Raw genomic sequence first — 25,120 nt, forward strand, 5'->3', positions numbered from 1 at the left:
CTCGTGAAATATTTTAACGGTTTGGGGATGCATTTGGGTAATCTTTCTCGCCTCTCCAATGCCAAAACCCGCTCCATAAGCCCCGAAAACTTCACAGGTGAAAAGGGTGGTGGAGCAAGGGCGGAAGAAGGTTTAGGAGCCCATGCCGCTAGGGAATTAGGAAAGGGTTGGAAAATTTCCCCCGCTGTGAAGATACAGCCGGGCGAAACATTTGTGATGGCAGACATCGAAGGCCCTGGTGCCATACAACACATTTGGATGACTCCCACAGGTCATTGGCGCCACAGCATCTTTAGAATATACTGGGACGATCAGGATATACCGTCAGTGGAATGCCCGGTAGGCGACTTCTTTGCATGCGGGTGGGGCGAATACGCCCAGGTTTCCTCCTTAGCCGTTTGTGTGAATCCTGGCAGCGGTTTTAACTGTTATTGGGAAATGCCCTTCAGAAAGAGATGCAAGATGACCATGACAAACATCGGACTTCAGGAGATGGTTTTATACTACCAGATCGACTACACCCTAACAGAAGTGCCTGAAGATGCGGCGTATTTTCATGCGCAGTTCCGCAGAAAAAATCCTCTCCCGTATAAAGAGGTGTATACCATATTGGACGGTGTAAAAGGCAAAGGACATTATGTAGGCACTTATCTGGCTTGGGGCGTCAACAACAACGGCTGGTGGGGTGAAGGAGAGGTAAAATTCTACATAGACGGAGATGACGAATATCCTACTATCTGCGGCACCGGCACAGAGGATTATTTCGGCGGTTCATACAACTTTGAAAACCCAAAAACACACCAATATCAGGAATTCACCACACCATATTCGGGCTTACCACAAATCATTCGCCCTGATGGTCTCTACCGTTCACAGATGAGATTTGGGCTTTACAGATGGCACATTATGGACCCCATAAGATTTGAAAGCGACATCAGAGTTACCATACAAGCACTGGGCTGGAGATCTGGCGGAAGGTATCTACCTCTACAGGATGACATTGCGTCAGTAGCATACTGGTATCAAACCCTCCCCACAGCCAAATTCCCAGAACTTCCCGATAGGGATTACCTGGAGGTTATCTGATGCCACAAACCCCGATTAAAATGGCGAATGTTCTCGAGGAACATTCGCCATTTCGTTTATATAACCTCAATCAGCTCATCTAAGCTTTTCCTAGGCCGGGCCGATGGGCTTTCGTCAGGATATCCTATTGGAATTAATATGGGAACCTCCATATGTGGTTCTATGCCCAAAATTTCTTTGACCACATCCCTCTCAAACCAACCAACCCAGCATGTACCCAATCCTTCATTTGTGGCTGCTAACACCAGATGATCAACTGCAATGGCAGTATCAAATGACCTGCCGGGTTCACAGCATGCTACCATTATAACCGGAGCATCATACAGAAACTCTTGATGGCATGCACGCTGTACAATCTCCCGCCTAAGTTTTTCATCTTTGATGAATAAAAACTTATAAGGTTGACGGTTGTTCCCCGATGGCGCAAGGCTCAACGTATAAAAAAGCTTTTGAAGTATGACATCTGGAATAGGGTCCTTTTTATACTTCCTAATAGCCCTCCGCTTTGATATTACCTCCATAAATTCCATATTTTTATACCCCCCAATCCTCTTTTTACGATATAGATTACTTTATATATCGTAATATCATCCACTCAGTATATAGAGAAGCATTCTTAAACGGAACTACACAACTGTTTATCACCACCCCTTATCACCTAAGCGCCCTTAATAGGAATAACGACAAGACAGTCAGTTTGCATCTGTCCAATTCATGCTGCGCTGTACAGCTTTCTTCCATCCAGCATATTTCTTGGTCCTCTCTTCGGCAGCCATGTCGGGATAAAATATCCTGTCTTCCTCACACAGGGCTTTAAGAGCTTCTTTATCCTTCCATACACCTACTCCAAGCCCGGCCAGAAAAGCAGCCCCTTGAGCAGTGACTTCGATGTTTTGCGGCCGAATAACTGGTACACCAAGGATGTCTGCCTGAAATTGCATAAGAAAGTTATTTGCACACGCTCCACCGTCTACTTTTAATGCTTTTAGCGGAATACCGGCATCCTGTTGCATAGCAGTTATAACATCCGCAGTTTGATAAGCTATAGACTCCAGAGCAGCCCTTACTATATGGTCACGGTTTACCCCACGCGTGATGCCCAAAATAGCCCCACGTGCATACATGTCCCAGTAAGGTGCTCCTAACCCCACGAAGGCAGGCACCACATACACGCCATTGGTATCTTCCACTCTACCAGCACATATTTCACTCTCGGCGGCATTTTCAATCAGTTTCAGCTCGTCCCTGAGCCATTGGATGACCGCCCCTGCGATAAAAACGCTGCCTTCCAGAGCATATTCGACCTCTCCTCCGATGCCCCATGCAATGGTAGTAAGCAGGTTATTGTTTGATGTAACCCGGCTTTTGCCGGTATTCATCAATATAAAACACCCTGTACCATATGTATTTTTTACCATGCCTTTTTCAAAGCATGCCTGACCAAAAAGAGCAGCCTGCTGGTCTCCCCGCCACTCCCGTTATAGGAATTTCCCTTCCCAAAAATTTGCTGTCGGTCATACCAAAAAATCCGCTGGATTCCTTGACTTCAGGAAGCATTGCCGGGGGGATATCCAGTTCTTTCAGCAACTCCTCATCCCAGCGCATCTCATTTATGTTATACAGCATGGTCCTGGAGGCATTTGTGTAATCGGTGGCAAATACCTTGCCTCCTGTCAACTTCCATATAAGCCATGTATCCATTGTGCCGGCCAACAGCTCCCCAGCCTGTGCCATCTGTTTGGCACCGTCGACATTCTCCAATATCCAGCAGATTTTGGTGGCAGAAAAATAGGCATCTATGACTAAACCCGTCTTTTTCTTAATGTTATCCTCTAAACCCCTTTGTTTTAGCTCATCGCACAGTGGAGCGGTACGCCTGCACTGCCACACAATTGCATTGTATATAGGCTTGCCGGTATGCCTGTTCCATACAACGACAGTTTCCCGTTGATTCGTAATACCTATAGATGCAACATCATCCGCTTTAACACCAGTCGCATTCAATACCTTGTGAAGCACGTTCAGCTGACATTCCCATATCTCTTCAGCATCGTGTTCCACCCATCCCGGCCTAGGATAAATCTGCCTAAACTCTTGGCTTGCTTTTCCCACGATTTTGCCATGGCCGTCAAATATCACAGCCCGGCAACTGGTTGTACCCTGATCCAGGGCTATAACATATCTCTCCCCCATATCATCTTCCCTCACAATACTTATGATTTATAACTCCCACAGCTCCACCTTGCTGGTTGACACTGCCACTGCGCCGGCTCCCAGTGCCTGTATAATGTCCTGTTTGCATGTGATCATTCCCCCAGCTATGATGGGCTGTGGAATCTTTTGCTTAAGCTCAGCAATGGCTTTAGGAACAATGCCTGGCATTACTTCTACAAAATCCGGGTCATAACTCTGAACCATTTTAATGCCACTTTCAAAAGATCTAGAATCCACAAGAAACAAGCGCTGGACGGTAATAAGCCCTATTTCCTTCCCGTATTTGAGCAAATTGTTCTTGGTGGATAGTATTCCATCTGCTTGTATCCTGTATTGTATAAAATCGACCGCAGCCAAATCCTTGCCCAATCCTTCAATTAAATCGATATGCACAAAAACCTTTTTTCCCTTATCTTTTAGTTCACCGACAATATCCTGAAGGGTCAATATGCTGCCTGACAGCAGAAAAACCACGTTGACGCTTGAATCCAGCGCTTGCTGCAGCATCTCTGTATGAGGTAATGCTGCTATGATGGGATTTGTCTCCAGACATTCAATAATGCTTTCCATAACCTTTTTCCCCTCTTTTTAATTTTTAACAAATGCGCTTTTTAACCAGACGCCTGCACATCGAACACGGTCAAATTTACCTGCCCAATTACATATAAATGATTGCTAACAGGGAAAAACATACCATGTTTTTTCAATCTGAGCAAATCATTAACAATTTCTGTCCATTCGGTTACATTATATCATAAAAAAAGCCCCATCTACAATATTCAAAGATGGGACCGGCATGCTTATGCCGTCTTATGCAGTTTCAATGCGGGCTACATCGTGCAATTTCAACTCTTCAATAGCCATCTCTCGTAGCTTGTATTTCTGAACCTTCCCATTGGCTGTCATAGGAAAGCCATCTACAAAGCGAACGTATTTTGGGCATTTAAACCTGGATAGGCCATTTCGCACATATTCTATGATTTCTTCTTCGGTAGGATATCTTTCAAGATTATCCTTAAGGATTATATAAGCCATGACTTCTTCACCGTATTTTTCATCAGGAACCCCTACCACCTGTACATCCTTTACAGCTGGGTGAGTATACAAGAACTCCTCGATTTCTCTCGGATAGATATTTTCCCCTCCACGAATGATCATATCCTTGATCCTGCCAGTAATCTTACAGTAGCCGTTTTCGTCCATTACCGCAAGGTCTCCTGTATGCAGCCATCCTTCGCTGTCTATAGCCGCAGCAGTGGCCTCTTCCATCTTATAATACCCCTTCATTATGCCATAGCCCCTGGCCAAAAGTTCGCCTGGCACGCCGGGCGGAACATCCTTGCCGGTTTCTGGGTCCACTATTCTTACTTCCACTCCAGGAAGCGGCCTTCCAACAGTGGATACCCTGAGCTCAATGGGGTCATCCACCCTGGTCTGAGTTATGACAGGCGAAGCCTCAGTAAGGCCATAGGCGATGGTGATCTCCTTCATGTTCATCTCGTCAATCACTCGGCGCATGACATTTATAGGACAGGGAGCCCCGGCCATTATGCCTGTCCTTAGGCTTGAAAAATCAAACTCCTTAAAACGGCTGTTTTCCAAAATCGAAATAAACATGGTAGGGACACCGTGCAAAGCAGTACACTTTTCAACCTGCACCGCCTCCATCACTTTAATGGGATTGAAATGGTCCAGAGGCACCATCGTGGCTCCTTTGGTGACGCAAGCCATCACCCCCAGCACGCACCCAAAGCAATGGAAAAAAGGCACAGGTATGCACAACCTATCTTTATATGTTAGCTTCATGCAATCAGCCACAGCTGAGCCGTTGTTGATAATGTTGTAATGGGTGAGCATCACCCCTTTAGGGAAACCGGTAGTACCAGAAGTATACTGCATATTGACAACATCATGCGGGCTTAGAGATTCCTCTACCTGCTTCAGCATTTCGACCGGTACATCATCAGCAAAGCGATAAAGGTCATTGAAATTGTACATTCCCGGATAAGATTCCTCACCGATATATATTACATTTTTCAAATAGGGCAGCTTAGCACTATTCAATTTGCCGGGTTGGCAATCCTTAAGCTCAGGGCATAAATCATTTATAATTTTTACATAATCTGAATCCTTAAATCCCTTAGTCATTATCAGCGTTGTGCTATCGGATTGTCTCAGCAAATATTCCAGTTCAAATATCTTGTAATTTGTATTGACAGTAACCAGCACAGCACCAACCTTTGCAAGAGCAAACTGTGCAAGCAACCACTCAGGGACGTTGGTTGCCCAGACCGCAACGTGCTGACCCTTTTTTATACCTATCCTGATCAATCCCCTAGCAATTTGGTTGACCTTTTCACGAAACTCCGAATACGTCCACCTAACCTTCTCAAAAGGATAAACCACCGCTTCATGGTCGGGATAGCGTTCTGCCTGCATATCAAGAAGCTGCCCCATTGTAATCTCCATCATAGACATCTCTCTGCCCCCCTTATTTTGGATAATAGGTTATCCGTAATGACAATCAAGAATTAAAAAAGCCTTTCGCCTCGTTTAGAGACGAAAGGCCTTACCTCCCGCGGTACCACTCTAATTGGTGAGAGATTACCCTCACCCTCTCTTTTCAGGTACAATCATACCCTATCCCTTGTTACGGTGGGCATCCGTCCAAGCCTACTCTCCTTTTTCGGATTTCGGTTGGCGCTCCAGGGGGAGGTTCAACCCTCATATTTACTGCCTCGCACCTGCCGGCAGCTCTCTTGAAAATACGAAGGCCTACTAGTCCCTGTCATCGCTTTCCGATATTAGATAATATAAAAAATAGGCTGTCCAGCCTTTTGGCTCTACAGTCTACCTTTTGATTAACAAAACTGGCAGCCCCTAGGGGAATCGAACCCCTGTTTCCGCCGTGAGAGGGCGGCGTCCTAGGCCACTAGACGAAGGAGCCATATATACTGGCTGCGGAACTAGGATTCGAACCTAGACTTTGTGATCCAGAGTCACACGTGCTACCGTTACACCATTCCGCAGCGCCATACCATCTTACCAACTTGCGGATTAAATTATACCACATTTCAACTGGATGTCAAGAGATTTTTTTATAAATACATAAGCCCTCAAAGATTGAGGGCCTATACTCATCCCACGATGCCGTCTCTCTACGATTTTACAACCCGCTTCTCAGCAGGTGGGTGTCCTGTTGACTGCCTCTGTCTTCCATTCGACGATGGCCTGACATCGGTCAGCCAAACTCCGGACTCCCATATTATCTCCGTGGGTTAAAACCGGTAGAGACTCTCGCACACCCCAGGATGAGTATACATCATCCGGTCGCAGTTATATAGTAATATAAATTCTGCTGAATTTCAATACACAATATTAACCAAATAACATAGAAAAATTCTGATAAAATCCAATACGCTGAATAAAATCTTTATATTTTGAGCTTTCTCTCGCTCCGCAAGATACAGACCCTGTTTCCTGATCAAAAAAACACAGGTGGAACAACCCTGTGCTTCCAAGCACCGCACTTTTCACAGTAAAACAAATGCACACACAGATGGTCCCCTATTGCTGTGCTTTTGTTCATGTCATAAGAAAAGCTCTCGTGATCGACATAAGGGCTGTAAGGCCCCTTGTAATCCTCCATCTTCCCTTGTTCAGCCATGGGACCTCCACATCTGTCGCATAGCTCACTTACAATTATCAATCCATTGCACAAAGGGCAAACGAGGTCCATATCTTTCCCTTCAAGTCTGATCAATACCAGCTAGCACTTTATCAAATATAGCGCATCTACCGTTGTTCCAATGTATACACCCTTCACAGCTTACGACAGGGTCCTCTACATTGACACTATCACTTAAAGCCACCATGCGAGAACGGTATTCAGGGCATACCGACGCCACGTACCTCTTCTGTTCCATGCTGGGCGATTCCCGATTTTCCATAATTTCACTTCCTCCCTTATTTAACCTCATGCATAACTTATTATCTCTCCTGCCAAGTATAATATTCAATTTTGCCCGACAACAAACCTCTCTTGAGCTGGCTGGTTGATCCTCGCCCACTTTCCACACCGACCACCCCATCGGGCTGCTACAGCTTCTCCAGCTATAAGCTCTACTATTTCGCAAAAATTGGTACATTCAGTACATTCAAAGGTCCGGGATGTAAATTCTTTTTTAAGTATCTCTTCAAAACCCCTGAATTTCGTATTACATCCCCTTTTAGTAGTAACGTACTCCTTGGCAAGGACAGCGGCTCCCAAAGCCCCCATGACGTCGTAATGCTCTGGTACTGTTATCTCATATCCCAGAGCTTCTTCAAACGCTTTTTTTATCCCTACATTTGCCGCAACGCCCCCTTGAAAGACCACTCTTGGTAGAATTTCTTTACCCTTACCTACATTGTTCAAATAGTTTCTGACTAAAGCCTCGCACAACCCCCTTATGATATCCTCACACCTGCACCCCATCTGTTGCTTGTGTATCATGTCAGACTCGGCAAATACTGCGCACCGCCCAGCAATCCTGACCGGTGATTTGGACTTAAGCGCAAGCTCTCCGAATTTCTCAATTGGTATGTTCAAGCGTGCTGCCTGCCGGTCGAGAAACGAACCGGTACCAGCTGCACATACAGTATTCATGGCGAAATCCGAAACCACCCCATCCCTGAGTATTATTATCTTGGAATCCTGACCCCCTATCTCCAGAACGGTTCGTGCATCAGGAACAAACGTCAGTGCTGCGATACCATGAGCGGTTATCTCATTTTTTACCACATCGGCACCCACCACCACCGCTGCCAACTCCCTTCCACTTCCGGTAGTGCCAACACCCATTATTTCAACATTGGCAGGCAACATCGAAACCATATCTCCCATCGCTTTTTTTAAAATCTGTATGGGCTTTCCTTCAGTACGCACGTATATCTTGCCCAGCACGTTGTTTTCCTGGTCTATGGCAACGACGTTTATACTGACTGATCCCACATCAATTCCCAAAAAGGCCTTCTTTATATCCATCTACCCTGCCCCTCCTCTTTTGCTCTAAAAGATCCACAAAAGCCTCCAACCGAGTAAAATACCCGGCTTCACCTGTCATCTCATCCACCACAAGGGTCATTACAGGTGTACCGTAGTCCTGGTAAACCCTGGGTAATATGCTTTCTGCTACAATCTCAGGCATACAGCCAAAGGGCATTATCTGGATTACCCCATCCACGCCACATTCAGAATAATATATGGTATTGGCTATGGTCTGCCACGCGTGCCCCCCAACACATAAACTTAGGTATGGCGCTGCTTTTCGTAATATCCTCTTATGCCTCATCCTATATTTGACATCCAGAGAAAGGTGGAGCTTTACCCATTCATAAAGTGTGATGCTCCTATACACTTCTACCCCCAGATAACCAAGCTTTTTTTCAACATTGAGGTTAACATAAGGCTCTATAAGGGTATATATCTCACCAACCAGCCCTATTTTTAAAGGCAAGACATCAGATTTTTCCTCAACTTGGCTCAATATCTCCTTATACTTTCTAATGGTCTCCAGTATCTCATCATTGCCATGCCTACTCAGCACTTCTTGTTCAAAACAATTAAGCCGGCTATCGACATCTCCCTTATTGATTTCCCTAGCCCTTTTTTTCAAGGCTATATCCAACATCTCATCAGCCTCTTTTACAATAGCCGATGCTCTTTTAAAAGCCTGTGCTACGCTTATCCAAGAATTTTTGCCAGCAAGCTTTTTAATTTTATCTATAAATACCCCATAGTCGGAGTTGGGTGGATCGAAAATGATCATGTTCACGTCATAACCCAAGTCTTTCAAGATTTCCTTTTGTACCACACCGTAATAGCCGAACCTGCAGGGGCCACAGCTTCCAGCTATTATAATGGTATCAGCACCCTTTTGTATGCTCTCAACGTAGTTCCCTATATTAATTTTAAGTGGCAAGCAGGCCATCTCTGGCGAAAGTTTGGTACCAATCTCAAGCGTCTTCTCAGTAATGGGTGGTGGCACCACCACCTCTATACCAAGGTCATCAAGCAATCCCTTAATAGCCAAATATACTTGTCCCATATGGGGGAACGTAACCTTCACGCTCATCCCTCCATTCTACCATGTCTATAAAAGCCTCCAGCCGAGTATCAAACCCTGCCTGTCCACTGTGTTCATCAACGGTAATCAATGCGCTTGGAATCCGATACTGCCTGTGGTTATACCTTTGAAGAAGTTCTACGATGAAAGCATCAATGCCACAGCCAAAGCTGGACAAAAATACAATTCCAACCACCTTTTTTTCTTCTAACATCGTAAGACCACTACCCAACAGCTTTTTTCCATAACTCCAAAAAAGCTTCTTGGGCATTTGAGAGCACGCCATTTCAATCTGGGATTGTTCAATGTTTTCGGGTACCAAAACATCATATCCCCTGTTCCTGAGCTTGGATATGATGCCCATGCTGATAAACTCATCGTACAGCAAATAAGGATGTCCTATAAGGCCTATGATTCCTTTACATTCCTCTTTTTTACTGTATTTCCTTCCCTTTAATATATCGAGAGGCGTTTGTCCTTTTCTCAAAAGCATTTCATAAGCCTGCTGTTTTTCTGTGGCTTTTTGCAAAGCCAACATCACTTTAGAAGGCTTGACTCCTATAATTTTCCCTAGCTCTATATAAGGTTTATGAACATCTTTGTGATTACGATGTGCATTATAATTAAGCACCAATAACTCTGGCAATCCTTTTATCGAGCTTTTTATCATCTCCGGCAAACCGATAAACTTTGGGCATATATATTCCCCCGGACATATGCTGACCAATCTAGGAATGAATACAGCATCAGCCCTTCCTATAAGGTCTACAACATGGCCATGAAACAATTTTATGGGTAGGCAGGCATCATCAACGCAGTTCATCACTCCTCTGTCCAATGTAGACTTTGAAGTTGTTGAAGAGGTAACCACCTGACAGCCTAGCTCTTCAAAAAAAGCATGCCATAACGGATAGTAATTGTAATACAGCAATGCTCTGGGGAGCCCTATTTTCAACCGATCATCTTCTCCTTCCTTAAACCTAAAAATTAATGCACCATCATTTTATATATTATTGACTAACATTTTGGCTTTTATAATGATATGGACTCATATCCCTTTTTGTTAAAATATGATATACGACAAGGCAATTTAACACTTGAAAAAATATAACAACAAAATTTGCACGGCTATAGAACAGCTGTAAAATTTATGTAAATAGGCTATTGCCTTGATACTAAAAATGTTATATACTAAGGTTAGAATACAATGAAGGGGGATGAACGCTATGAAAACTGTAAACATAAAGTTGACCACGGCCGAAAGCGTGAAGAAGTTTGTCAACATCGTCAGCAAATATCCTTATGAGATAGACATCCGCTCAGGTCGATATGTCGTTGATGCAAAATCCATCCTTGGCATTTTCAGCCTTGACCTCAGCAAGCCCGTGACGGTAGAAGTATATTCCGATGATTGTGATGATTTCCTGGAAGAGATAAAGGAATACATAATCTGAGGTGAAGAAATGCCGGACCAAGCTGCCCACCTGGCTGAAAATAAATTATCAATATTGTATTATCTAAAATCTTTAGATATACCTCTCACTAACAGCCAGATTACCCAGTTTTTTTTAGAAAATAACGTAATGAACTATTTTGATTTGCAACAACTGTTGGGAGAGCTGGTATCTTCTCAACATGTGAGCTGCTTGGATACCGGTCATAAGAGTTTTTACAGCCTCACCCCCGTCGGTGTGAGGGCTTTAAAGTTGTTCGAAAACCGCATTCCGGACTGGCTTCGTGAATCGATAGAGGCCTTTGCCGTGCAAAACCGAAACCGATTCAAAAGAGAAAACCAAATAGTAGCCGAATACAAGCGGATCTCTCCAGATGACTATCAAGTTACATGTAAAGTAATGGAAAACGACCTCACGCTCATTGAGCTGAAATTGAGCGTAACCGACAGCAAACAGGCAAGGGTCATTTGCAATAATTGGGATACCAAAGCTCCCGAGATATACAAATTCATCATGCAAAACTTAAGCGTTTAAAACAAAAAGCCCATAGCGTTGAAGAAATTTTTCATGCTATGGGCTTTTTTATTTATATTTACTTTCCTACGCAGTGATGACTGCATTGAGCTTGTCTTCCACATTGAATATCAGCTGCCCATTTTGAGCATCTATGGTTACCCTATGACCGCTATGGAGCTCTCCTGCAACTATCTTCCATCCCAGCTCAGTCTCTATGGTATGCTCCATAAAGCGCTTTATCGGACGGGCTCCATATACCGGATCAAAGCTTCGCTCTACAATGAACTCTTTGGCAGCCTGTGTCAGCATAAGGTCTATTCCCTTTTCTCTCACCCTCTCTTGTATTTCCTTGAACCTTAAATCCACAATCTTGTTAACCTCATCTTTTCTCAAAGGCTTGAACAATACAATTTCATCTATGCGGTTTAAAAACTCAGGACGGAAGTATTTTTTAAGCTCAGACATCACCATATTCCTTGTATTCTTATCTATATCGCCTTTGTCTTTAAGGCGCTCCATCAATATATGCCCTCCGATGTTAGAGGTCATTATAACGACAGTATTCCTAAAGTTCACCGTATGTCCTTGGCTATCAGTCAACCTCCCATCATCAAGCAACTGCAGTAAAACGTTGAACACATCGGGATGAGCCTTCTCGATCTCATCAAACAACACCACCGAGTATGGCTTACGCCGCACCGCTTCGGTGAGCTGGCCGCCCTCTTCATATCCAACATAGCCCGGCGGTGCACCAATCAATCTAGAGACTGAAAATTTCTCCATGTACTCTGACATATCGATCCGCACCATATTGTCTTCTGTGTCAAACAACACGCTGGCCAAGGTTTTGGCCACTTCAGTCTTACCAACCCCCGTAGGGCCCAGAAACAGGAACGAGCCTATGGGACGCTTGGGGTCTTTAAGGCCCGCCCTGGCCCGTATCACCGCATTGACCACAGCCCTTATGGCTTCATCCTGCCCTATCACCCTCTGGTGCATCGTATCTTCCAAGCGCAAAAGCTTTTCCCTCTCGCTTTCCATAAGCCGTGCTACTGGTATCCCCGTCCATCGAGAAACCACCTGTGCAATCTCCTCTTCAGTTACCTCCTCTTTGAGCAGTCGCTTATCATAGTCTAAAGACTCCAGCTTTATTCTCTGTTCTTCAAGTTCTTTCTCCAGCCTGGGCAGGACACCGTACTGCAGCTCGGCCATCTTGTTGAGGTCATACTGCCTTTCTGCCTGCGCTAATTGCGCTCTAGCATTTTCAATCTCCTGCTTTATCTCCTTAATCCTGCGAATTATATCCTTTTCCATCTCCCACTGAGCCACCATAGCACTTGACTTCTCTTTAAGTTCACTTATTTGCTTCATTATGCTTTCAAGTCGCTGTTTTGAAGCCTCATCAGCCTCCTTTTTCAGGGCCTCCTTTTCAATTTCCAGCTGCATGACCTTCCGTGTTATTACATCCAGCTCTGCTGGCATGCTGTCGATCTCGGTACGCAACATGGCAGCAGCCTCATCCACCAAGTCAATGGCCTTATCAGGCAGGAAACGCTCAGTGATATACCGGTGAGACAGCACAGCAGCGGCAATCAAAGCGTTGTCCTTTATCCTAACCCCGTGATGGATTTCAAACCTCTCCTTTAAACCCCGCAATATGGATATGGTATCCTCCACGCTTGGCTCCTCTATAAGCACCGGCTGAAACCTTCGCTCAAGCGCAGCATCCTTTTCGATGTACTTCCTGTATTCATCTATAGTGGTGGCACCTATACAATGGAGCTCGCCCCGGGCCAGCTTGGGCTTGAGCAGATTGCCAGCATCCATTGCTCCCTCTGCCTTTCCTGCCCCCACTATGTTATGGATCTCATCAATAAAGAGTATTATCTCGCCGTTAGAGTCCTCTATTTCCTTGAGTACCGCTTTTAGCCTTTCCTCAAATTCCCCGCGGTATTTTGCTCCAGCAATCAATGCACCCATATCGAGGGCAAATATCTTTTTATTCTTTAACGACTCGGGCACATCCCCTTTGAGTATGCGTTGTGCAAGGCCTTCTACCACTGCGGTTTTCCCTACGCCTGGTTCACCAATCAACACGGGATTATTCTTCGTCCTACGGCTGAGTATGCGTATCACCCGGCGGATCTCCTCATCTCGCCCTATGACCGGGTCCAGCTTATTTTTGCGCGCTTCCTCCGCCAGCTCACGGCCAAAACGCTTTAATGCCTCGTAGGTCTCTTCGGGATTCTGGCTGGTTATCCTCTGGCTTTTTCTGACCTCTGCCAGCTTTCTTAAAAACTTTTCCCGGGTAATACCGTAGCGGCTGATTATTCTCTTGGTAGAATAGCTGGTATCGTCTAGTATAGCAAGGTACAAGTGCTCAACGCTTATATACTCATCCTTAAATTCCTTTGCCTGTTTTTCAGCTCTTATCAAGACTTGATTAAACTGCAGGCTGGCATAGGGGTAAACATTGCCCATGACCTTGGGACGCCTTTCAACCTCGTCCCTCAAATCACGGATATATGAATCGACGTCCACATCCATGCCCTTCAACATCCTGGGGATAAGGCCATCCTCCTGTACTACCAGCGCCAAATGAAGATGTACCGTATCCAGCTCTTGCTGATTATTGTCAATAACCAGCTTTTGCGCCTCCATCAACGCCTCTTGAGCGCGCTGAGTAAACTTTTCCGGGTTGATCATTCCTCATTCCCCCTTGGATTCCACTGAGAAACCTCTTTTAGCCTTTCATAGAGCCTCTCCTCTTCTGGTGTCAAGTGTTCAGGTATAACAATCTTAAGCCTGATATACAGGTCTCCCCTGTTGCCTTTTCTATCTTTGTATCCCTTCCCAGGAATCCTCAACTTCTTACCGCTTGATGACCCAGCCGGGACCTTTATAGAAAACTTTTGCCCATCAATAGATTTTACAGTTACCGTCGTACCTAACGCCGCCTCCCAAGGAAGTATAGGCAAATCCTTTATAAGGTCCAGGCCCTGAAGCTCATAGCCCTCTCCTGGATTAAGGCGTACGGTCACTAAAAGGTCACCGCCGTCTATACCCTGGCCCCTCAACCTTATCTTATCACCATCAAGAACGCCAGCCGGTATCTTCATCCTTATCCTTTTTACCGAACCGTCACGGCTACGAATTGATAATATCCTATCACCTCCATTGAATGCCTGCTCTAAATCCACTTCAACCTCGGTTTCTACGTCCTGCCCCTTCTGAGCGGTAGCGGTATTATAAAAACGCCCTGAAAAGCTAAACGGACCGCCTCGTCTGGCAAACCCTTCTAAAATGCTGTCCAGGTCCAAACCGTTCTCGCCAAAAAACATCTCAAAGAAATCCGAAAACCCGCTACCTCCGGCGGTATATGTCCTCCTTTGCCATCCGAAATCGGCCGGGTCAAAGTTCATGCCGTTTTGAAAGTCGTAATACTGGCCAAACGTATCGTATTTCTTGCGCTTTTCCTCATCCCCTAGCACCTGGTAAGCCTCATTTATTTCCTTGAATTTCTGTTCGGCCTCTTTATCTCCAGGATTGGCATCAGGGTGATACTTCTTGGCTAAACGGCGATAGGCTCTCTTTATCTCCTCCTGGGTAGCGTCCCTGGATACACCCAGTATCTTGTAGTAGTCCTTGTATTCCATAGCGATATTCCTCCTTGAATCCATCAAGGCAAATCTATACTTTGACTTACTTTGACTTTATTGTAGCACTAAAACTTTCCTTTTACAATACCCCTTTTTTACTATTCAAACCAGTCCCTTTACCTTGTGTCCTCCTGTTTCACCTTTAGTACCCTCAACCTGTTTATGGCGGCGCCAATCTCCTGGGGGCGGGGCTGCGCATAATCCCCCGGATGAAGCCCTTCAAAAGGCGATATTACATCCAGCCCCTTCTCCTCTATATCCCTATGCACCTTTTGAATGACCTCCCTCAAAGTGGTCTTCCCATCCATGTAATTTTCCATCGCATAGCGAATTATATCTCCAATGGCCCTTGTTTGGTTTACGTCTACCAGCTGTTCCACATCGTCCAAAATCAAGTTGGTGTTCCCATATTGTATATTGTCCAATCCGCGGGATTTTATCTTCTTTCGGCCTTTGAGCGAAAGGCTATATGGAAGCGGTATCCTGTGGGTCACCCGAATTGGCTGCCCGCCAGCCTCTTTTTTCCTATCGGTCCTGTATTCCTGGGCAATCTCCTTGGCTTTGGCAGTAACATCCTTAGGTACATATTGCTCCATCATTATAACCCTATGTGCCACATCAAAATAATCCCCCGAACCACCCACCACGATAATTGTAGACACGCCAAGCTGCTCATACAGGTCCTCTACCCTGTCGATGAAAGGCGTAATAGGCTCTGAGCCTTTATGTACCAGCTTTTGCATGCGCGCGTCCCTGATCATAAAATTGGTAGCGCTGGTATCCTCGTCAATTAAAAGCAGTGAAGTCCCAATTTCCAAGGCCTCCATGATATTAGCCGCCTGTGAGGTACTGCCGCTGGCATTCTCCGTTGAAAAAGCCTTGGTAGACTCCCCATTGGGAAGGTTGTTGATAAAGGGGCTTATGTCCACCTTTTCTACTCTCCTGCCGTCCTCTGCCCTGATCTTGACGGCATCTTCAACTGTGACCACCAGCTCCCTTCCGTCGCCGGGTATGTGGTCATACACGCCGCGTTCAATGGCGCGAAGAAGGGTGGATTTTCCGTGATAACCACCACCTACTATAAGCGTTATACCTTTAGGGATTCCCATTCCCCACACCTTTCCTGCATGGGGGAGTTCCACCATGACTTCCAGTTCGGGAGGAGATTTAAAAGGCACCGCTCCATTTTCCATCGGTCGGTCGTCAACTCCGCTACGCCGTGGAAGGATGGAACCGTTGGCAATAAAAGCCACCAAGCCCATCTCCTTTATCTTATTGCGCAGCACCCACTGGTCCTCCGCAAGGTTGACATGCTTCAGCAGCGCTTCCCTATCCAAATTTTTGTATATGAGCGATCGTTCCACCAATCGCGGTAGTTCGTCGAAAAACATCTCCATTGCCTGACCTGCCAGCACCGTTCTACCACGAGCTGGGAGTCCCATGGTCAGTCGTGCCTCAACGCTTTGGTCACTGACCAACACAGAAGTTCGATATAAAATCTCCTGTCCAACCGAAATGATTGAAATCTGTCCGCTCTTCCCGGTTCCCCTATTGCCCTTCACAATTTTAGCAATGTTCTTGGAGATCTGGCGGGTAAGAAAATCTTCCAGGCCTTTTCTTCTGGGCTTTGACGAATACAGGCCTTGCGGAAAACCCGCCACCTTTTGAGGCACTACCACCCTGATCCTGGAGGGCGAAGCAAATGGGTCGCCCTGTACGTGGTCAATATGTAAAATAAAACTGCCAAAGTCATAAACGCCTTCTATATCCTTATAGGCCTTGTAACCCCTGCCATCAATCCTGCGCAGAATGTTCTCAAGCTGTGACCGATTTTGCATTCCTTCATCACCCCTTTACATTCAGCACTTCTATGTTTGCCAACGCTTCTTCGATGAGCTTTTCGCCTTCCACCAGCTTTTCAGCTTCCCTCACCTTTTCTAATTTAGGCCGCGTAACAGGATGTTTTGGCACAAACACAGTACAGCAATCCTCATAAGGCAAAATCGAAGTCTCGTATGTTCCTATTCTTTTTGCAAGGTCCATGATCTCTATCTTATCCATCCCTATAAGTGGCCTAAATACCGGCATAGAAACCGCATCATTGGTAGCACAAAGGCTCTCCAGAGTTTGGCTGGCAACCTGGCCCAAGCTCTCCCCCGTGACCAATGCCTTGGCACCTTCCCTATGGGCCACCATCTCGGCTATCCTCATCATGAAGCGCCTCATGAGTATGGTAAGCATGTTATGAGGGCATTTTTGATACAGCTCCTGCTGTATCTTGGTGAAAGGCACCACGTGCAGCTTTATTTCGCCGCAGTACTGGCTCAAAATCCTACACAACTCAATCACTTTCTCCTTTGAGCGCTCACTGGTATATGGGAAACTGTGGTAGTGCACAGCGGTAATCTCAACGCCACGTTTAGCTATCATCCATCCTGCTACCGGGCTGTCAATACCACCTGAAAGCAGCAATACCGCTTTCCCATTGGTACCTACCGGCATACCGCCAGCTCCGGGAATAGTTTGGCAGTACACATATGCCCATTCCCTGACCTCAATGTTGACCATCACCATGGGATTGTGAACATCCACCTTCAAGTTGGGAATGCGCTTTAGAAGATAGCCCCCCACTTTACGGCTTAGCTCCATAGAGTTCAGATAAAAGCTCTTATCAGACCTCCGGGATTCCACTTTAAAAGTAAAAGGCCCTTCTTGAGCAGCACTTCTACCTTCAATTGCTTGTCGCAGCAGCATTTCAGCCGCTTTCTGGATGGATATAATATCCTTTTCGACTTTCAATGCGGGACTGAAAGAAATTATACCGAAGACCTTGGCTATGCTGTCAAAAACCCTGGGGTTATCCCCTATGTTTTCTACATAGTACCTTCCCTCAGCCTTCCTTACCGTTACCCCTTCATAGGGTTCTAAAGCCCTAACTATATTGTTATACAGCGCCCTTTCAAAATAAGGGCGGTTTAGGCCCTTCAAGTGTATCTCGCCGTAACGCAACAAAGCAACCCTCTCCACTCTATCTACCTCCTCACAAACCCCTCCAGTTCTTTTACGCACTCCTGTATAAGCCCAGCAGCCCGGCGTACGTCATCCTCGGTATTGAGGTACGACAAGCTGATCCTTATAGCCCCTTGGGCTATATCCTTTCGGGAGCCAATAGCTTCAAGCACGTGGCTCACATGGCCTTTCTTTGAAGAGCAAGCCGAACCGGTCCCCACATACACGCCCTTTTCTTCCAGGGCATGCAGCATGACCTCCCCTCTTATGCCTGGGAAACTCACGCTCAAAATGTGCGGCGCTCCCTTCTCAGGCGAGGGCCCATTGATTACCGCCGAAGGTACCCTCTCAATTAGCTCAGCTACCAGAATGCCCTTTAGCCTGTACAGATAATCCCTGTCAACTTCTTCAAGCCAGCGCACCGCCTCGCCAAACCCAACAATTCCCGGCATGTTTTCGGTACCACTTCTTACCCCTTTTTCCTGGCCCCCACCCCATTGGAGAGGATGTATCTTTACCCCTTTTCTTATATAAAGCGCACCTATCCCTTTAGGTGCATGGACTTTATGCCCGCTTATCGATAACAGGTCAATGCCCCATTGGGCCGGCTTTAAGGTGAGCTTACCGAACGACTGGACAGCATCCACATGAAAAACAGGGGCATTGCCATGGGTTTTCAACAGGTTACTGATCTCATTAACCGGCTGTATAGAGCCGATTTCGTTGTTTACGTGCATTATGCTCACCAGCACAGTATCAGGGCGTAGGGCTTTTTTTAAGTCATCAAGCGAAATTACCCCTTCTTTATTGACTGGAAGGTAGGTTACCTCCCATCCTTCCTTTTCAAGGTATTTAAACGTATTCAATACCGAAGGATGCTCAATCTGGGTGGTAATGCAATGCCTGCCTTCACGCTTTCTAGCCAGGGCTGTCCCTACGATGGCTAAGTTATTAGCTTCAGTTCCGCCCGAGGTGAAAAAAATGCCGTCAGCATCTACGCCAAGCGCTGAAGCGATCCTTTCCCTAGCTTCTTTAAGCTTTCTCTCGGCCCGCAATCCCATCCTGTGTAGTGAAGACGGATTGCCAAAATCCTCAATCATGCATTTCATAACCGCTCGAGCCACATCCGGGTAAACAGGTGTAGTAGCCGCATTGTCTAAGTAGATTTCATGCTCCACAGTACCATGCCTCCTCATATCTTGGCTCAATCAACCATTATTTTACCCTTTCAACGGTATTACTACAAGGGAATATACCAGAAACAAAATAAAATCCCCTGCAAAACAAGGGGATTTTTTAGTACCTACATTGGGCTATTTAGTTTTAACATTTCGTGGGTTGAATATCTTGAAGAGCTCCAACATCTTATCACTGGGTTCGAATACCAGCATGGATTTTACGCCATCATGGGTAAATACGCCATAGTAAAGCCTAGGACCTGGATTTAAGAAATAATTGTACCGGTTCTGGATCCCCTTGTGGTTCAACATTCGCTTAAACCCTTCATCGCTTATAGGCGCAATCACCTCGAATTCCCTTATATCTACTGAAAGGAGCTTTTTTCTTCTGCTGTTGTTAATGATTTTAGCGATATCCAGTATCCCATTGGTAAATGTGTAATCATATTCGATTCTCTGATTATTCTTCAAGACAAAACACCCGTATGCCAGCGCTCCGCATATCAGCGTAATTACTATGGATGGTATACTTATAACGCCGTTCAATATAGTCATAAGGCCTTGTACGGCAAAAAGCGCAAATATAACCATACCTATATAGCATATAACATAAATCAGTGAATTTAAACCGGCATTAATCTTGGTAACCGACTCCTCATGGAAGTAATCCATCATCAGCCTAATCCCCCTTTGTAAAATCATCTTTAATTAATTTTAACATGATTTTGTATACTTTAAAACCCCCCACGGCCCTCAAATCCATTCTAAAATTTTTATCGAAACGGAAGGATTTTTGTTAAAAACTGCGAATTTTTTATTGAGGGGAGAGGAGGTTGACAAATGATATGTCCAAGTTGTGGCACCAGAAATAATTATTACCATCGTTACTGTTATTACTGCGGATACAAGCTTATAGTTGATGAAGTAGAAATAAAATCTAATAATAAAGAAAAGCTCGAGCAATCATCAATGGATGAAAAAATGCCCGAACAGGACCTCAGCCTTGACCTTTTTAAAGCCAATAATAAAAATGTATGGGAGGACGAGGACTTAGGTTGGCTTTTTGAAGAACCCGACTACACCCAGCAGTTCCCCTTAAGGCGACATCGTAAAGACAGAAGCTCTTCATTTGCTAAAAACGTAGTTAAAATCTGTACGACTATTATCTTTCTTGCTACGCTCCTATTTATAAGCTACATAATCGTAGACCAAATTTGGAGGTCACACAGCAAAACTGATACCTACCGCTCCAGGATCATCGCTTCTACATTTGTGGATGCTACAACCATTGATGGGAAGCCTGCCCACAGGATTGTGGTAAATACCAGCAATGGAGAAAAAGTAGAGGCACTGGACAAAGTATATCCCGTAGTAGACGGCAAAGCGGAAATAGTGTATGAAGACGCCTTTCTTTATTCTTACTTCTCTCAGGGTAAGGATGAGGACGAGGTCAAGGTTCAGCTTGACATCACAATCTATGGGAAAGGGCTTCCTGAATCAAAGAAAAGGGTGGAATTCACGCTAAAGACGCCTTTATCTCCTTTGACATTGATTCAGCCAGCCTCCGGCGAGGCTTTAGTCGAAGGGAAAAAATACCGAATAATACTTGAGGTAGAACCAGGTTCCCAGGTGTTTATAAACGGTAACAACTACAGTGACCTTGTAGACCAGGAAGGCAGGCTTGAAAAGGATATAGAAGTGCCAAACGCTCCTGAAAACATATACGAAATCAAGGTATCCAAACGAGGATATGCGGATCACATACGAACCATAGTTCTGAAAAGAGAGGTTTCAGAAGTCCCCTTAATCATAAATCAATCAATACCCGTACAGACCACCGATGAATGGGCAAAAATTACCGGTACCACCCATCCACAGGCCGAGCTGGAAGTCAGCCTTGAGCCAAGGTCACAGCCCAGCGTTGATCCGGAAACCGGCAATTTTACGTTATATGTGAGGGCTGCTGCCCCCGGATACACCCCATGCACCATAACGGCTCATGTGGAGGGAAAAGATGACGCAAAGATAAATCTAGTAATTGATCGCCAGATAAGCGAAGGGGAATACACCAGGCGCGCTTGGGCATTTGACTATGCTCAGCTAAAGTCCAATCCGGATCTACACAATGGCAGGATATTTGTACTTGAAGGAGTTGTGAAGGATATAATTGCACTGGGAGACAAAAACATCTTCACCATTGATGTCTCTGCCAATGGTCCTTCTCCTCAGATGGTGTATGTGGAACACTGGGGCAATTTATCCATCAGGCTCGGCAATAAAGTAAGGATATTTGGAAACAGATGGGGAAATTATGAAGACATGCCCCGTATACTAGCCAAATACGTATATCGGTATTAAAAGGAGGTTTTACAAGTGACCTTTGGTGAAAATGAAAAGAGCGCCCGCAGAGGGCGCTTTATTCTTCTCGTAACGGCTCAAGAGTTACAGGAAGTGTAAACTCCTTGCCATCACGCCATATCTTTATCTTCACTATGTCTCCAACTTTATGTTGGTTTATGGCATCCTTCAATTCCTGGAAGGTCTTTATGGGCTTGTCGTTGAAACCTATGATCACATCGCCAGGCTGAATTCCAGCCTTTGCAGCAGCTCCGTTTTGCACCACTGCTCTTACTAGTATCCCTTGAGGATAATTGAGCCTCTTAGCATCTGCAGCAGTAATTTCCTGCCCCCAAATTCCAATACCCGGCTTGTCATCTTCCCTTACCACGACGCCTTTCTGTATTAGTTCCTTTACTATAGGCAAAAATTCGTTGGTTGGTATGGCAAAGCCTAAACCTTCTGCTCCACTCCCTTTAAGGGTGTTCATTCCTATGACTTCACCCTTGGCATTGACCAGAGCTCCGCCACTGTTTCCGCGATTTATAGCCGCATCGGTCTGTATAAGCTTCATGGGTTTTTGGTCAACTACCAGGGTACGGTTTACAGCACTTATCACTCCTACTGTTATGGTACCTGCAAGGTCGTGGCCCAGCGGATTACCAATGGCTACCGCCAGCTCACCAGGACGAACCTTGTCGGAATCTCCCAGCTTTGCTACGGCGTATTTAACCTCTTTAAATACCTGCGGATCGACTTTTACAACAGCTACATCGCTGGTAGTATCCATTCCAACAAGCTGAGCTGGCACCTGCTTTTCTCCCTGGAACACCACATATAATTCCTTTGCACCTTCTACCACATGTGCATTAGTGACTATATACCCTTCATCGCTAATTATTATACCTGAACCGTAGCCTTCCTGTTCCTGCATGTACACATCGCCAAAGAACCAGTCCCTGTAGGTTATAATGCTTTTATTGGTTATGCCGACGACGGCCGGACCAACCTTCTCAGCAATCTCCACTACCGGATTATCGGATGTGATAAATAAATCCCCCTTATATCCCAATTCGGGGAGCTGCTGTTTGTCTTTATCCTGGTTAGCCTGCTCATTGCCAGCAACCTTTTGCTCTTGATCCTTTGGCGTTACAACAGCCTTATCGGAATACTTATCGCTGATGTAGGGCAGCATATAATACATGCCAATGGCGCCCAACAATGCAAAGACTATCGCTACTGCGATATATTTCCATATTCTACCCTTACCTTGATATTGCTGCTCATCAAATTCGTAGAATTCTCTCATGTTTTACACCCCCTCGTTACTAAAGATTAATGCTTTACTTTGCAATTTAATTATAAACTCTCTTTTTTAACAAAATATGAACATCTTGTAAACAATTATTTTTACCGCGGAAGTCTATCGGGCTTTTTCGCCGCCTTCAGTGAAAATATGAATGCCGTCCCTTCACCTACCCGGCTGTTGACCCATATATTCTGCTCGTGCTGTTCTATAATCTTTTTTACAATAGAGAGACCTAGCCCTCTTCCCCTGTCCTTACCGCTTCTTGACTTATCAACCTGATAAAACCGCTCCCATATGTGCACTATATCTTCCTTTGGAATACCCGGCCCCTGGTCTTGAATCTTTACATAAACTTTATCCCTGTGTTTCCAGGTCTTTATGATAAGCTTGCCATTCTCGCGATTGTATTTTATGGCATTGTCCAGCAGATTTATGACTACCTGCTGAATCCTGTCAGCATCGGCCTCCACCCAGCAGTGCTCATCCTGGAATTCCACCTGCACCTCTATACCCTTCTGGTTTATTCTCTCCTCCTGAGAAATAAGCGAGCGTCTGATCTGCTCGTTGATGTCAAATACCGATATATTAAGCGGAAATTGCCCAGACTCAATTTGCGTGAGGTCCAAAAGCTCGTCAATTAGCTTGCTGAGCCTTTGAGCCTCTGATAGGCTTATGCTCAAATACTTTTCTCTGTCCTCTGGCTTTATGGTATTATCCAATACCCCCTGAATATAGCCCATGATGGAAGTAAGCGGTGAGCGCAGCTCATGCGATACATTGGCGACAAAGCTCCTACGCATATCCTCTAACTTCTCCAATGAGTCAGCCATAGCGTTAAAATTTACAGCCAACTGACCAATTTCATCCTTTGTAACCACTTTGACTCGCCGTTTAAAATTCCCTTGAGCAAATTCCCGAGAAATTTCATTCATCTGTATCAACGGATTTGATATACGGCGCGACATCCAATAAAGCAATATTACCGATAGACCTGCCGAGATAAAGGCAGCCCACCATATGTTTTTGTAAATATCATATAAAGTACGCTTTATTCCTTCTACTGGAGAATGAAGGAATATTGCCCCCCTGATTCTGTTATTGATCCTTAAAGGTACCCCTACAGTCAAAACTGGTACATCAAAGCGTCCTCCGAAACGGCCAGTCTTGGTGATGATATTTCCCTTCAATATCTGGATAAACTCTTCTTCTGTGAGTTTTTGTTCCTGCCATCTTTCCTGGTCCTCTTTGGAAGGGCTATAGACAATCCAGATATATCCAAGCCCGTCACTTACCCATATAGTGGTATTTAAAAACCGATCTATGACCTTAAAATAGCTATACAATGACCGCCGGTCGATAAGGCCCATGCTGTACATTTCGATGTAAGGGTTAAGCTCCTGGGCTTCCCTTATGAGGTCCCGAGCCTTGGTGTTAAAAGCATAATCCATAAAAAAAGTCGACAAAAGCAAACTCAATATTATTATGGTTACAACTATAATAACAAAGTATGTGACCATCAAGCGAGTAAATATAGAACGAAACATCTATTTCACCTCAAACTTGTACCCTACACCCCAGACCGTCTTTATGTGCCATACATCGGTAGGGTTATCAAATTTTTCTCTAAGGCGCTTTATATGCACGTCTACGGTACGGGTATCGCCATAAAAATCATATCCCCATACGCGATCCAGCAGCTGTTCCCTTGTAAACACCTTATTGGGGTGCGAAGCCAGAAAATATAGGAGTTCTAATTCCTTGGGAGGAAGTTCCATAGTTTTACCGTGGTACTCTACAGTGTAGTTACCAATATCAATGGTCAAATTTGGATAAGACACCACCTTTTCTCTTATACCCGATGCCCTTGACCTACGTAAAACAGCCTTTACCCTAGCAACCAATTCTTTGGGGTCAAACGGTTTTACTATATAGTCATCAGCACCTAGCTCCAACCCCAACACTTTATCAAAAGTCTCACCCTTTGCTGTAAGCATTATTATGGGTATATCGCTTATCTTGCGTATTTCCTTACATACCTCCCAGCCATCCATTCCCGGAAGCATTATGTCCAATATTACCAGATTGGGCGGGTTATTTTTAAACGCCTCAATGCTGGATATCCCGTCAAGATACTGTTCTACATGATATCCTTCTTTTTCAAGGTACAACCTTATAAGCTGACATATATTGGGGTCATCATCCACCACCATAATCCTTTGTTGTGCATTCATTTAAAACTACACCCTTTCAG

21 protein-coding genes, 2 tRNA genes, 1 other RNA gene, 1 pseudogene and 1 other annotated feature are annotated in these 25,120 nt (G+C 45.1%); of the genes and pseudogenes, 4 read left to right on the top strand and 21 right to left on the bottom strand.

The annotated features are described in order from the left end of the window. Window positions 1–3: 3 nt before the first annotated feature. Window positions 4–1,086, top strand: a complete 1,083-nt coding sequence (locus JOD02_RS02345) for a glycoside hydrolase family 172 protein (RefSeq protein WP_341534511.1) — start codon at window positions 4–6, stop codon at window positions 1,084–1,086. Between the two features lie 56 nt (window positions 1,087–1,142). Here the strand turns inward: JOD02_RS02345 and JOD02_RS02350 are convergent, their stop codons facing one another. From JOD02_RS02350 to JOD02_RS02405, 12 genes and pseudogenes are all read right to left on the bottom strand, one after another. Continuing rightward, entirely contained in the window at window positions 1,143–1,616 is a 474-nt protein-coding gene (locus tag JOD02_RS02350) for a nitroreductase family protein (protein WP_204486535.1), read from the bottom strand. Window positions 1,617–1,778: 162 nt separating this feature from the next. Beyond that, window positions 1,779–3,279: pseudogene (gene glpK, locus JOD02_RS02355) on the bottom strand (glycerol kinase GlpK). A 27-nt stretch (window positions 3,280–3,306) separates the two neighbouring features. Next, window positions 3,307–3,870 carry a glycerol-3-phosphate responsive antiterminator gene (locus JOD02_RS02360; RefSeq protein ID WP_204486537.1) on the bottom strand — a complete coding sequence of 188 codons (564 nt, stop codon included), beginning with the start codon at window positions 3,868–3,870 and terminating at the stop codon, window positions 3,307–3,309. Window positions 3,871–4,110: 240 nt separating this feature from the next. Continuing rightward, a complete protein-coding gene (locus JOD02_RS02365; RefSeq protein WP_204486539.1) occupies window positions 4,111–5,778 on the bottom strand; it encodes an AMP-binding protein in 1,668 nt (555 codons plus the stop codon). 74 nt (window positions 5,779–5,852) lie between these two features. Continuing rightward, window positions 5,853–6,101: a binding site (T-box leader), on the bottom strand. Between the two features lie 70 nt (window positions 6,102–6,171). Beyond that, window positions 6,172–6,247, bottom strand: a tRNA-Glu gene (locus tag JOD02_RS02370). An 8-nt stretch (window positions 6,248–6,255) separates the two neighbouring features. Beyond that, window positions 6,256–6,329: transfer RNA gene (locus tag JOD02_RS02375), tRNA-Gln, on the bottom strand. Between the two features lie 106 nt (window positions 6,330–6,435). Further along, window positions 6,436–6,616, bottom strand: a non-coding RNA gene (gene ssrS / locus JOD02_RS02380) — 6S RNA. A 168-nt stretch (window positions 6,617–6,784) separates the two neighbouring features. Further along, window positions 6,785–7,063, bottom strand: a complete 279-nt coding sequence (locus tag JOD02_RS02385; protein WP_204486540.1) for a hypothetical protein — start codon at window positions 7,061–7,063, stop codon at window positions 6,785–6,787. Further along, on the bottom strand, window positions 7,050–7,250 hold the full coding sequence (locus JOD02_RS02390) for a hypothetical protein (RefSeq protein ID WP_204486542.1): 201 nt from the start codon (window positions 7,248–7,250) through the stop codon (window positions 7,050–7,052). Before JOD02_RS02390 ends, JOD02_RS02385 begins: the two co-directional genes overlap by 14 nt. A 65-nt stretch (window positions 7,251–7,315) precedes the next feature. Then, window positions 7,316–8,326, bottom strand: coding sequence for an acyl-CoA dehydratase activase (locus tag JOD02_RS02395; protein ID WP_204486544.1), 1,011 nt, complete (start codon window positions 8,324–8,326; stop codon window positions 7,316–7,318). Beyond that, a complete protein-coding gene (locus JOD02_RS02400; protein WP_204486545.1) occupies window positions 8,295–9,410 on the bottom strand; it encodes a CoA protein activase in 1,116 nt (371 codons plus the stop codon). Before JOD02_RS02400 ends, JOD02_RS02395 begins: the two co-directional genes overlap by 32 nt. Next, the gene (locus tag JOD02_RS02405; RefSeq protein ID WP_204486547.1) at window positions 9,364–10,362 is read right to left on the bottom strand and encodes an acyl-CoA dehydratase activase-related protein; all 999 of its coding nucleotides are present in this window, start codon (window positions 10,360–10,362) and stop codon (window positions 9,364–9,366) included. The genes JOD02_RS02400 and JOD02_RS02405 overlap by 47 nt, the downstream gene beginning before the upstream one ends. A 271-nt stretch (window positions 10,363–10,633) precedes the next feature. Between JOD02_RS02405 and JOD02_RS02410 the strand changes: the two genes are divergently transcribed. Both JOD02_RS02410 and JOD02_RS02415 read left to right on the top strand, forming a co-directional pair. After that, window positions 10,634–10,861, top strand: coding sequence for an HPr family phosphocarrier protein (locus JOD02_RS02410; RefSeq protein ID WP_204486549.1), 228 nt, complete (start codon window positions 10,634–10,636; stop codon window positions 10,859–10,861). A gap of 9 nt (window positions 10,862–10,870) precedes the next feature. After that, the gene (locus tag JOD02_RS02415; protein ID WP_204486550.1) at window positions 10,871–11,395 is read left to right on the top strand and encodes a DUF4364 family protein; all 525 of its coding nucleotides are present in this window, start codon (window positions 10,871–10,873) and stop codon (window positions 11,393–11,395) included. Window positions 11,396–11,461: 66 nt separating this feature from the next. Here the strand turns inward: JOD02_RS02415 and clpB are convergent, their stop codons facing one another. The 6 genes from clpB to JOD02_RS02445 form a co-directional block, all read right to left on the bottom strand. After that, window positions 11,462–14,080 carry an ATP-dependent chaperone ClpB gene (gene clpB / locus JOD02_RS02420; RefSeq protein WP_204486640.1) on the bottom strand — a complete coding sequence of 873 codons (2,619 nt, stop codon included), beginning with the start codon at window positions 14,078–14,080 and terminating at the stop codon, window positions 11,462–11,464. Then, on the bottom strand, window positions 14,080–15,033 hold the full coding sequence (locus tag JOD02_RS02425; RefSeq protein ID WP_204486552.1) for a J domain-containing protein: 954 nt from the start codon (window positions 15,031–15,033) through the stop codon (window positions 14,080–14,082). The genes clpB and JOD02_RS02425 overlap by 1 nt, the downstream gene beginning before the upstream one ends. A gap of 119 nt (window positions 15,034–15,152) precedes the next feature. Beyond that, window positions 15,153–16,874 carry an ABC-ATPase domain-containing protein gene (locus tag JOD02_RS02430; RefSeq protein WP_204486554.1) on the bottom strand — a complete coding sequence of 574 codons (1,722 nt, stop codon included), beginning with the start codon at window positions 16,872–16,874 and terminating at the stop codon, window positions 15,153–15,155. Between the two features lie 7 nt (window positions 16,875–16,881). Then, window positions 16,882–18,063: a tRNA uracil 4-sulfurtransferase ThiI gene (gene thiI, locus JOD02_RS02435; RefSeq protein ID WP_204486556.1), complete on the bottom strand. Its 1,182-nt coding sequence runs from the start codon at window positions 18,061–18,063 to the stop codon at window positions 16,882–16,884. A 5-nt stretch (window positions 18,064–18,068) separates the two neighbouring features. Next, window positions 18,069–19,241 carry a cysteine desulfurase family protein gene (locus JOD02_RS02440; RefSeq protein ID WP_204486642.1) on the bottom strand — a complete coding sequence of 391 codons (1,173 nt, stop codon included), beginning with the start codon at window positions 19,239–19,241 and terminating at the stop codon, window positions 18,069–18,071. A gap of 117 nt (window positions 19,242–19,358) precedes the next feature. Next, a complete protein-coding gene (locus JOD02_RS02445) occupies window positions 19,359–19,898 on the bottom strand; it encodes a DUF6106 family protein (protein WP_204486557.1) in 540 nt (179 codons plus the stop codon). A 165-nt stretch (window positions 19,899–20,063) separates the two neighbouring features. On the opposite strand from JOD02_RS02445, the gene JOD02_RS02450 reads away from it, so the two are divergent. Then, on the top strand, window positions 20,064–21,581 hold the full coding sequence (locus JOD02_RS02450; RefSeq protein WP_204486559.1) for a zinc ribbon domain-containing protein: 1,518 nt from the start codon (window positions 20,064–20,066) through the stop codon (window positions 21,579–21,581). 58 nt (window positions 21,582–21,639) lie between these two features. Here the strand turns inward: JOD02_RS02450 and JOD02_RS02455 are convergent, their stop codons facing one another. From JOD02_RS02455 to JOD02_RS02465, 3 genes are all read right to left on the bottom strand, one after another. Further along, window positions 21,640–22,869, bottom strand: a complete 1,230-nt coding sequence (locus JOD02_RS02455) for a S1C family serine protease (RefSeq protein WP_204486560.1) — start codon at window positions 22,867–22,869, stop codon at window positions 21,640–21,642. A 101-nt stretch (window positions 22,870–22,970) separates the two neighbouring features. After that, window positions 22,971–24,413 (bottom strand): sensor histidine kinase, encoded by a 1,443-nt coding sequence (locus tag JOD02_RS02460; protein ID WP_204486562.1) that lies wholly within the window; start codon window positions 24,411–24,413, stop codon window positions 22,971–22,973. Next, on the bottom strand, window positions 24,414–25,100 hold the full coding sequence (locus tag JOD02_RS02465; RefSeq protein WP_204486564.1) for a response regulator transcription factor: 687 nt from the start codon (window positions 25,098–25,100) through the stop codon (window positions 24,414–24,416). It abuts the gene before it with no gap. Between the last annotated feature and the right edge of the window lie 20 nt (window positions 25,101–25,120).

The organism is Caldicoprobacter guelmensis, assembly GCF_016908415.1.
GTDB classification, from domain to species: Bacteria; Bacillota; Clostridia; order Caldicoprobacterales; family Caldicoprobacteraceae; genus Caldicoprobacter; species Caldicoprobacter guelmensis.

Excerpts from the sequence above, each read along its gene's own strand:
- JOD02_RS02410 (WP_204486549.1), top strand. The coding sequence starts at position 10,634 with ATGAAAACTGTAAACATAAAGTTGACCACGGCCGAAAGCGTGAAGAAG.
- JOD02_RS02350 (WP_204486535.1), bottom strand. The coding sequence starts at position 1,616 with ATGGAATTTATGGAGGTAATATCAAAGCGGAGGGCTATTAGGAAGTAT.
- JOD02_RS02455 (WP_204486560.1), bottom strand. The coding sequence starts at position 22,869 with ATGAGAGAATTCTACGAATTTGATGAGCAGCAATATCAAGGTAAGGGT.
- JOD02_RS02450 (WP_204486559.1), top strand. The coding sequence starts at position 20,064 with ATGATATGTCCAAGTTGTGGCACCAGAAATAATTATTACCATCGTTAC.
- JOD02_RS02365 (WP_204486539.1), bottom strand. The coding sequence starts at position 5,778 with ATGTCTATGATGGAGATTACAATGGGGCAGCTTCTTGATATGCAGGCA.
- JOD02_RS02360 (WP_204486537.1), bottom strand. The coding sequence starts at position 3,870 with ATGGAAAGCATTATTGAATGTCTGGAGACAAATCCCATCATAGCAGCA.
- JOD02_RS02440 (WP_204486642.1), bottom strand. The coding sequence starts at position 19,241 with ATGAGGAGGCATGGTACTGTGGAGCATGAAATCTACTTAGACAATGCG.
- JOD02_RS02425 (WP_204486552.1), bottom strand. The coding sequence starts at position 15,033 with ATGGAATACAAGGACTACTACAAGATACTGGGTGTATCCAGGGACGCT.
- JOD02_RS02390 (WP_204486542.1), bottom strand. The coding sequence starts at position 7,250 with ATGGAAAATCGGGAATCGCCCAGCATGGAACAGAAGAGGTACGTGGCG.
- JOD02_RS02395 (WP_204486544.1), bottom strand. The coding sequence starts at position 8,326 with ATGGATATAAAGAAGGCCTTTTTGGGAATTGATGTGGGATCAGTCAGT.
- JOD02_RS02465 (WP_204486564.1), bottom strand. The coding sequence starts at position 25,100 with ATGAATGCACAACAAAGGATTATGGTGGTGGATGATGACCCCAATATA.
- JOD02_RS02415 (WP_204486550.1), top strand. The coding sequence starts at position 10,871 with ATGCCGGACCAAGCTGCCCACCTGGCTGAAAATAAATTATCAATATTG.
- JOD02_RS02430 (WP_204486554.1), bottom strand. The coding sequence starts at position 16,874 with ATGCAAAATCGGTCACAGCTTGAGAACATTCTGCGCAGGATTGATGGC.
- JOD02_RS02460 (WP_204486562.1), bottom strand. The coding sequence starts at position 24,413 with ATGTTTCGTTCTATATTTACTCGCTTGATGGTCACATACTTTGTTATT.
- JOD02_RS02445 (WP_204486557.1), bottom strand. The coding sequence starts at position 19,898 with ATGATGGATTACTTCCATGAGGAGTCGGTTACCAAGATTAATGCCGGT.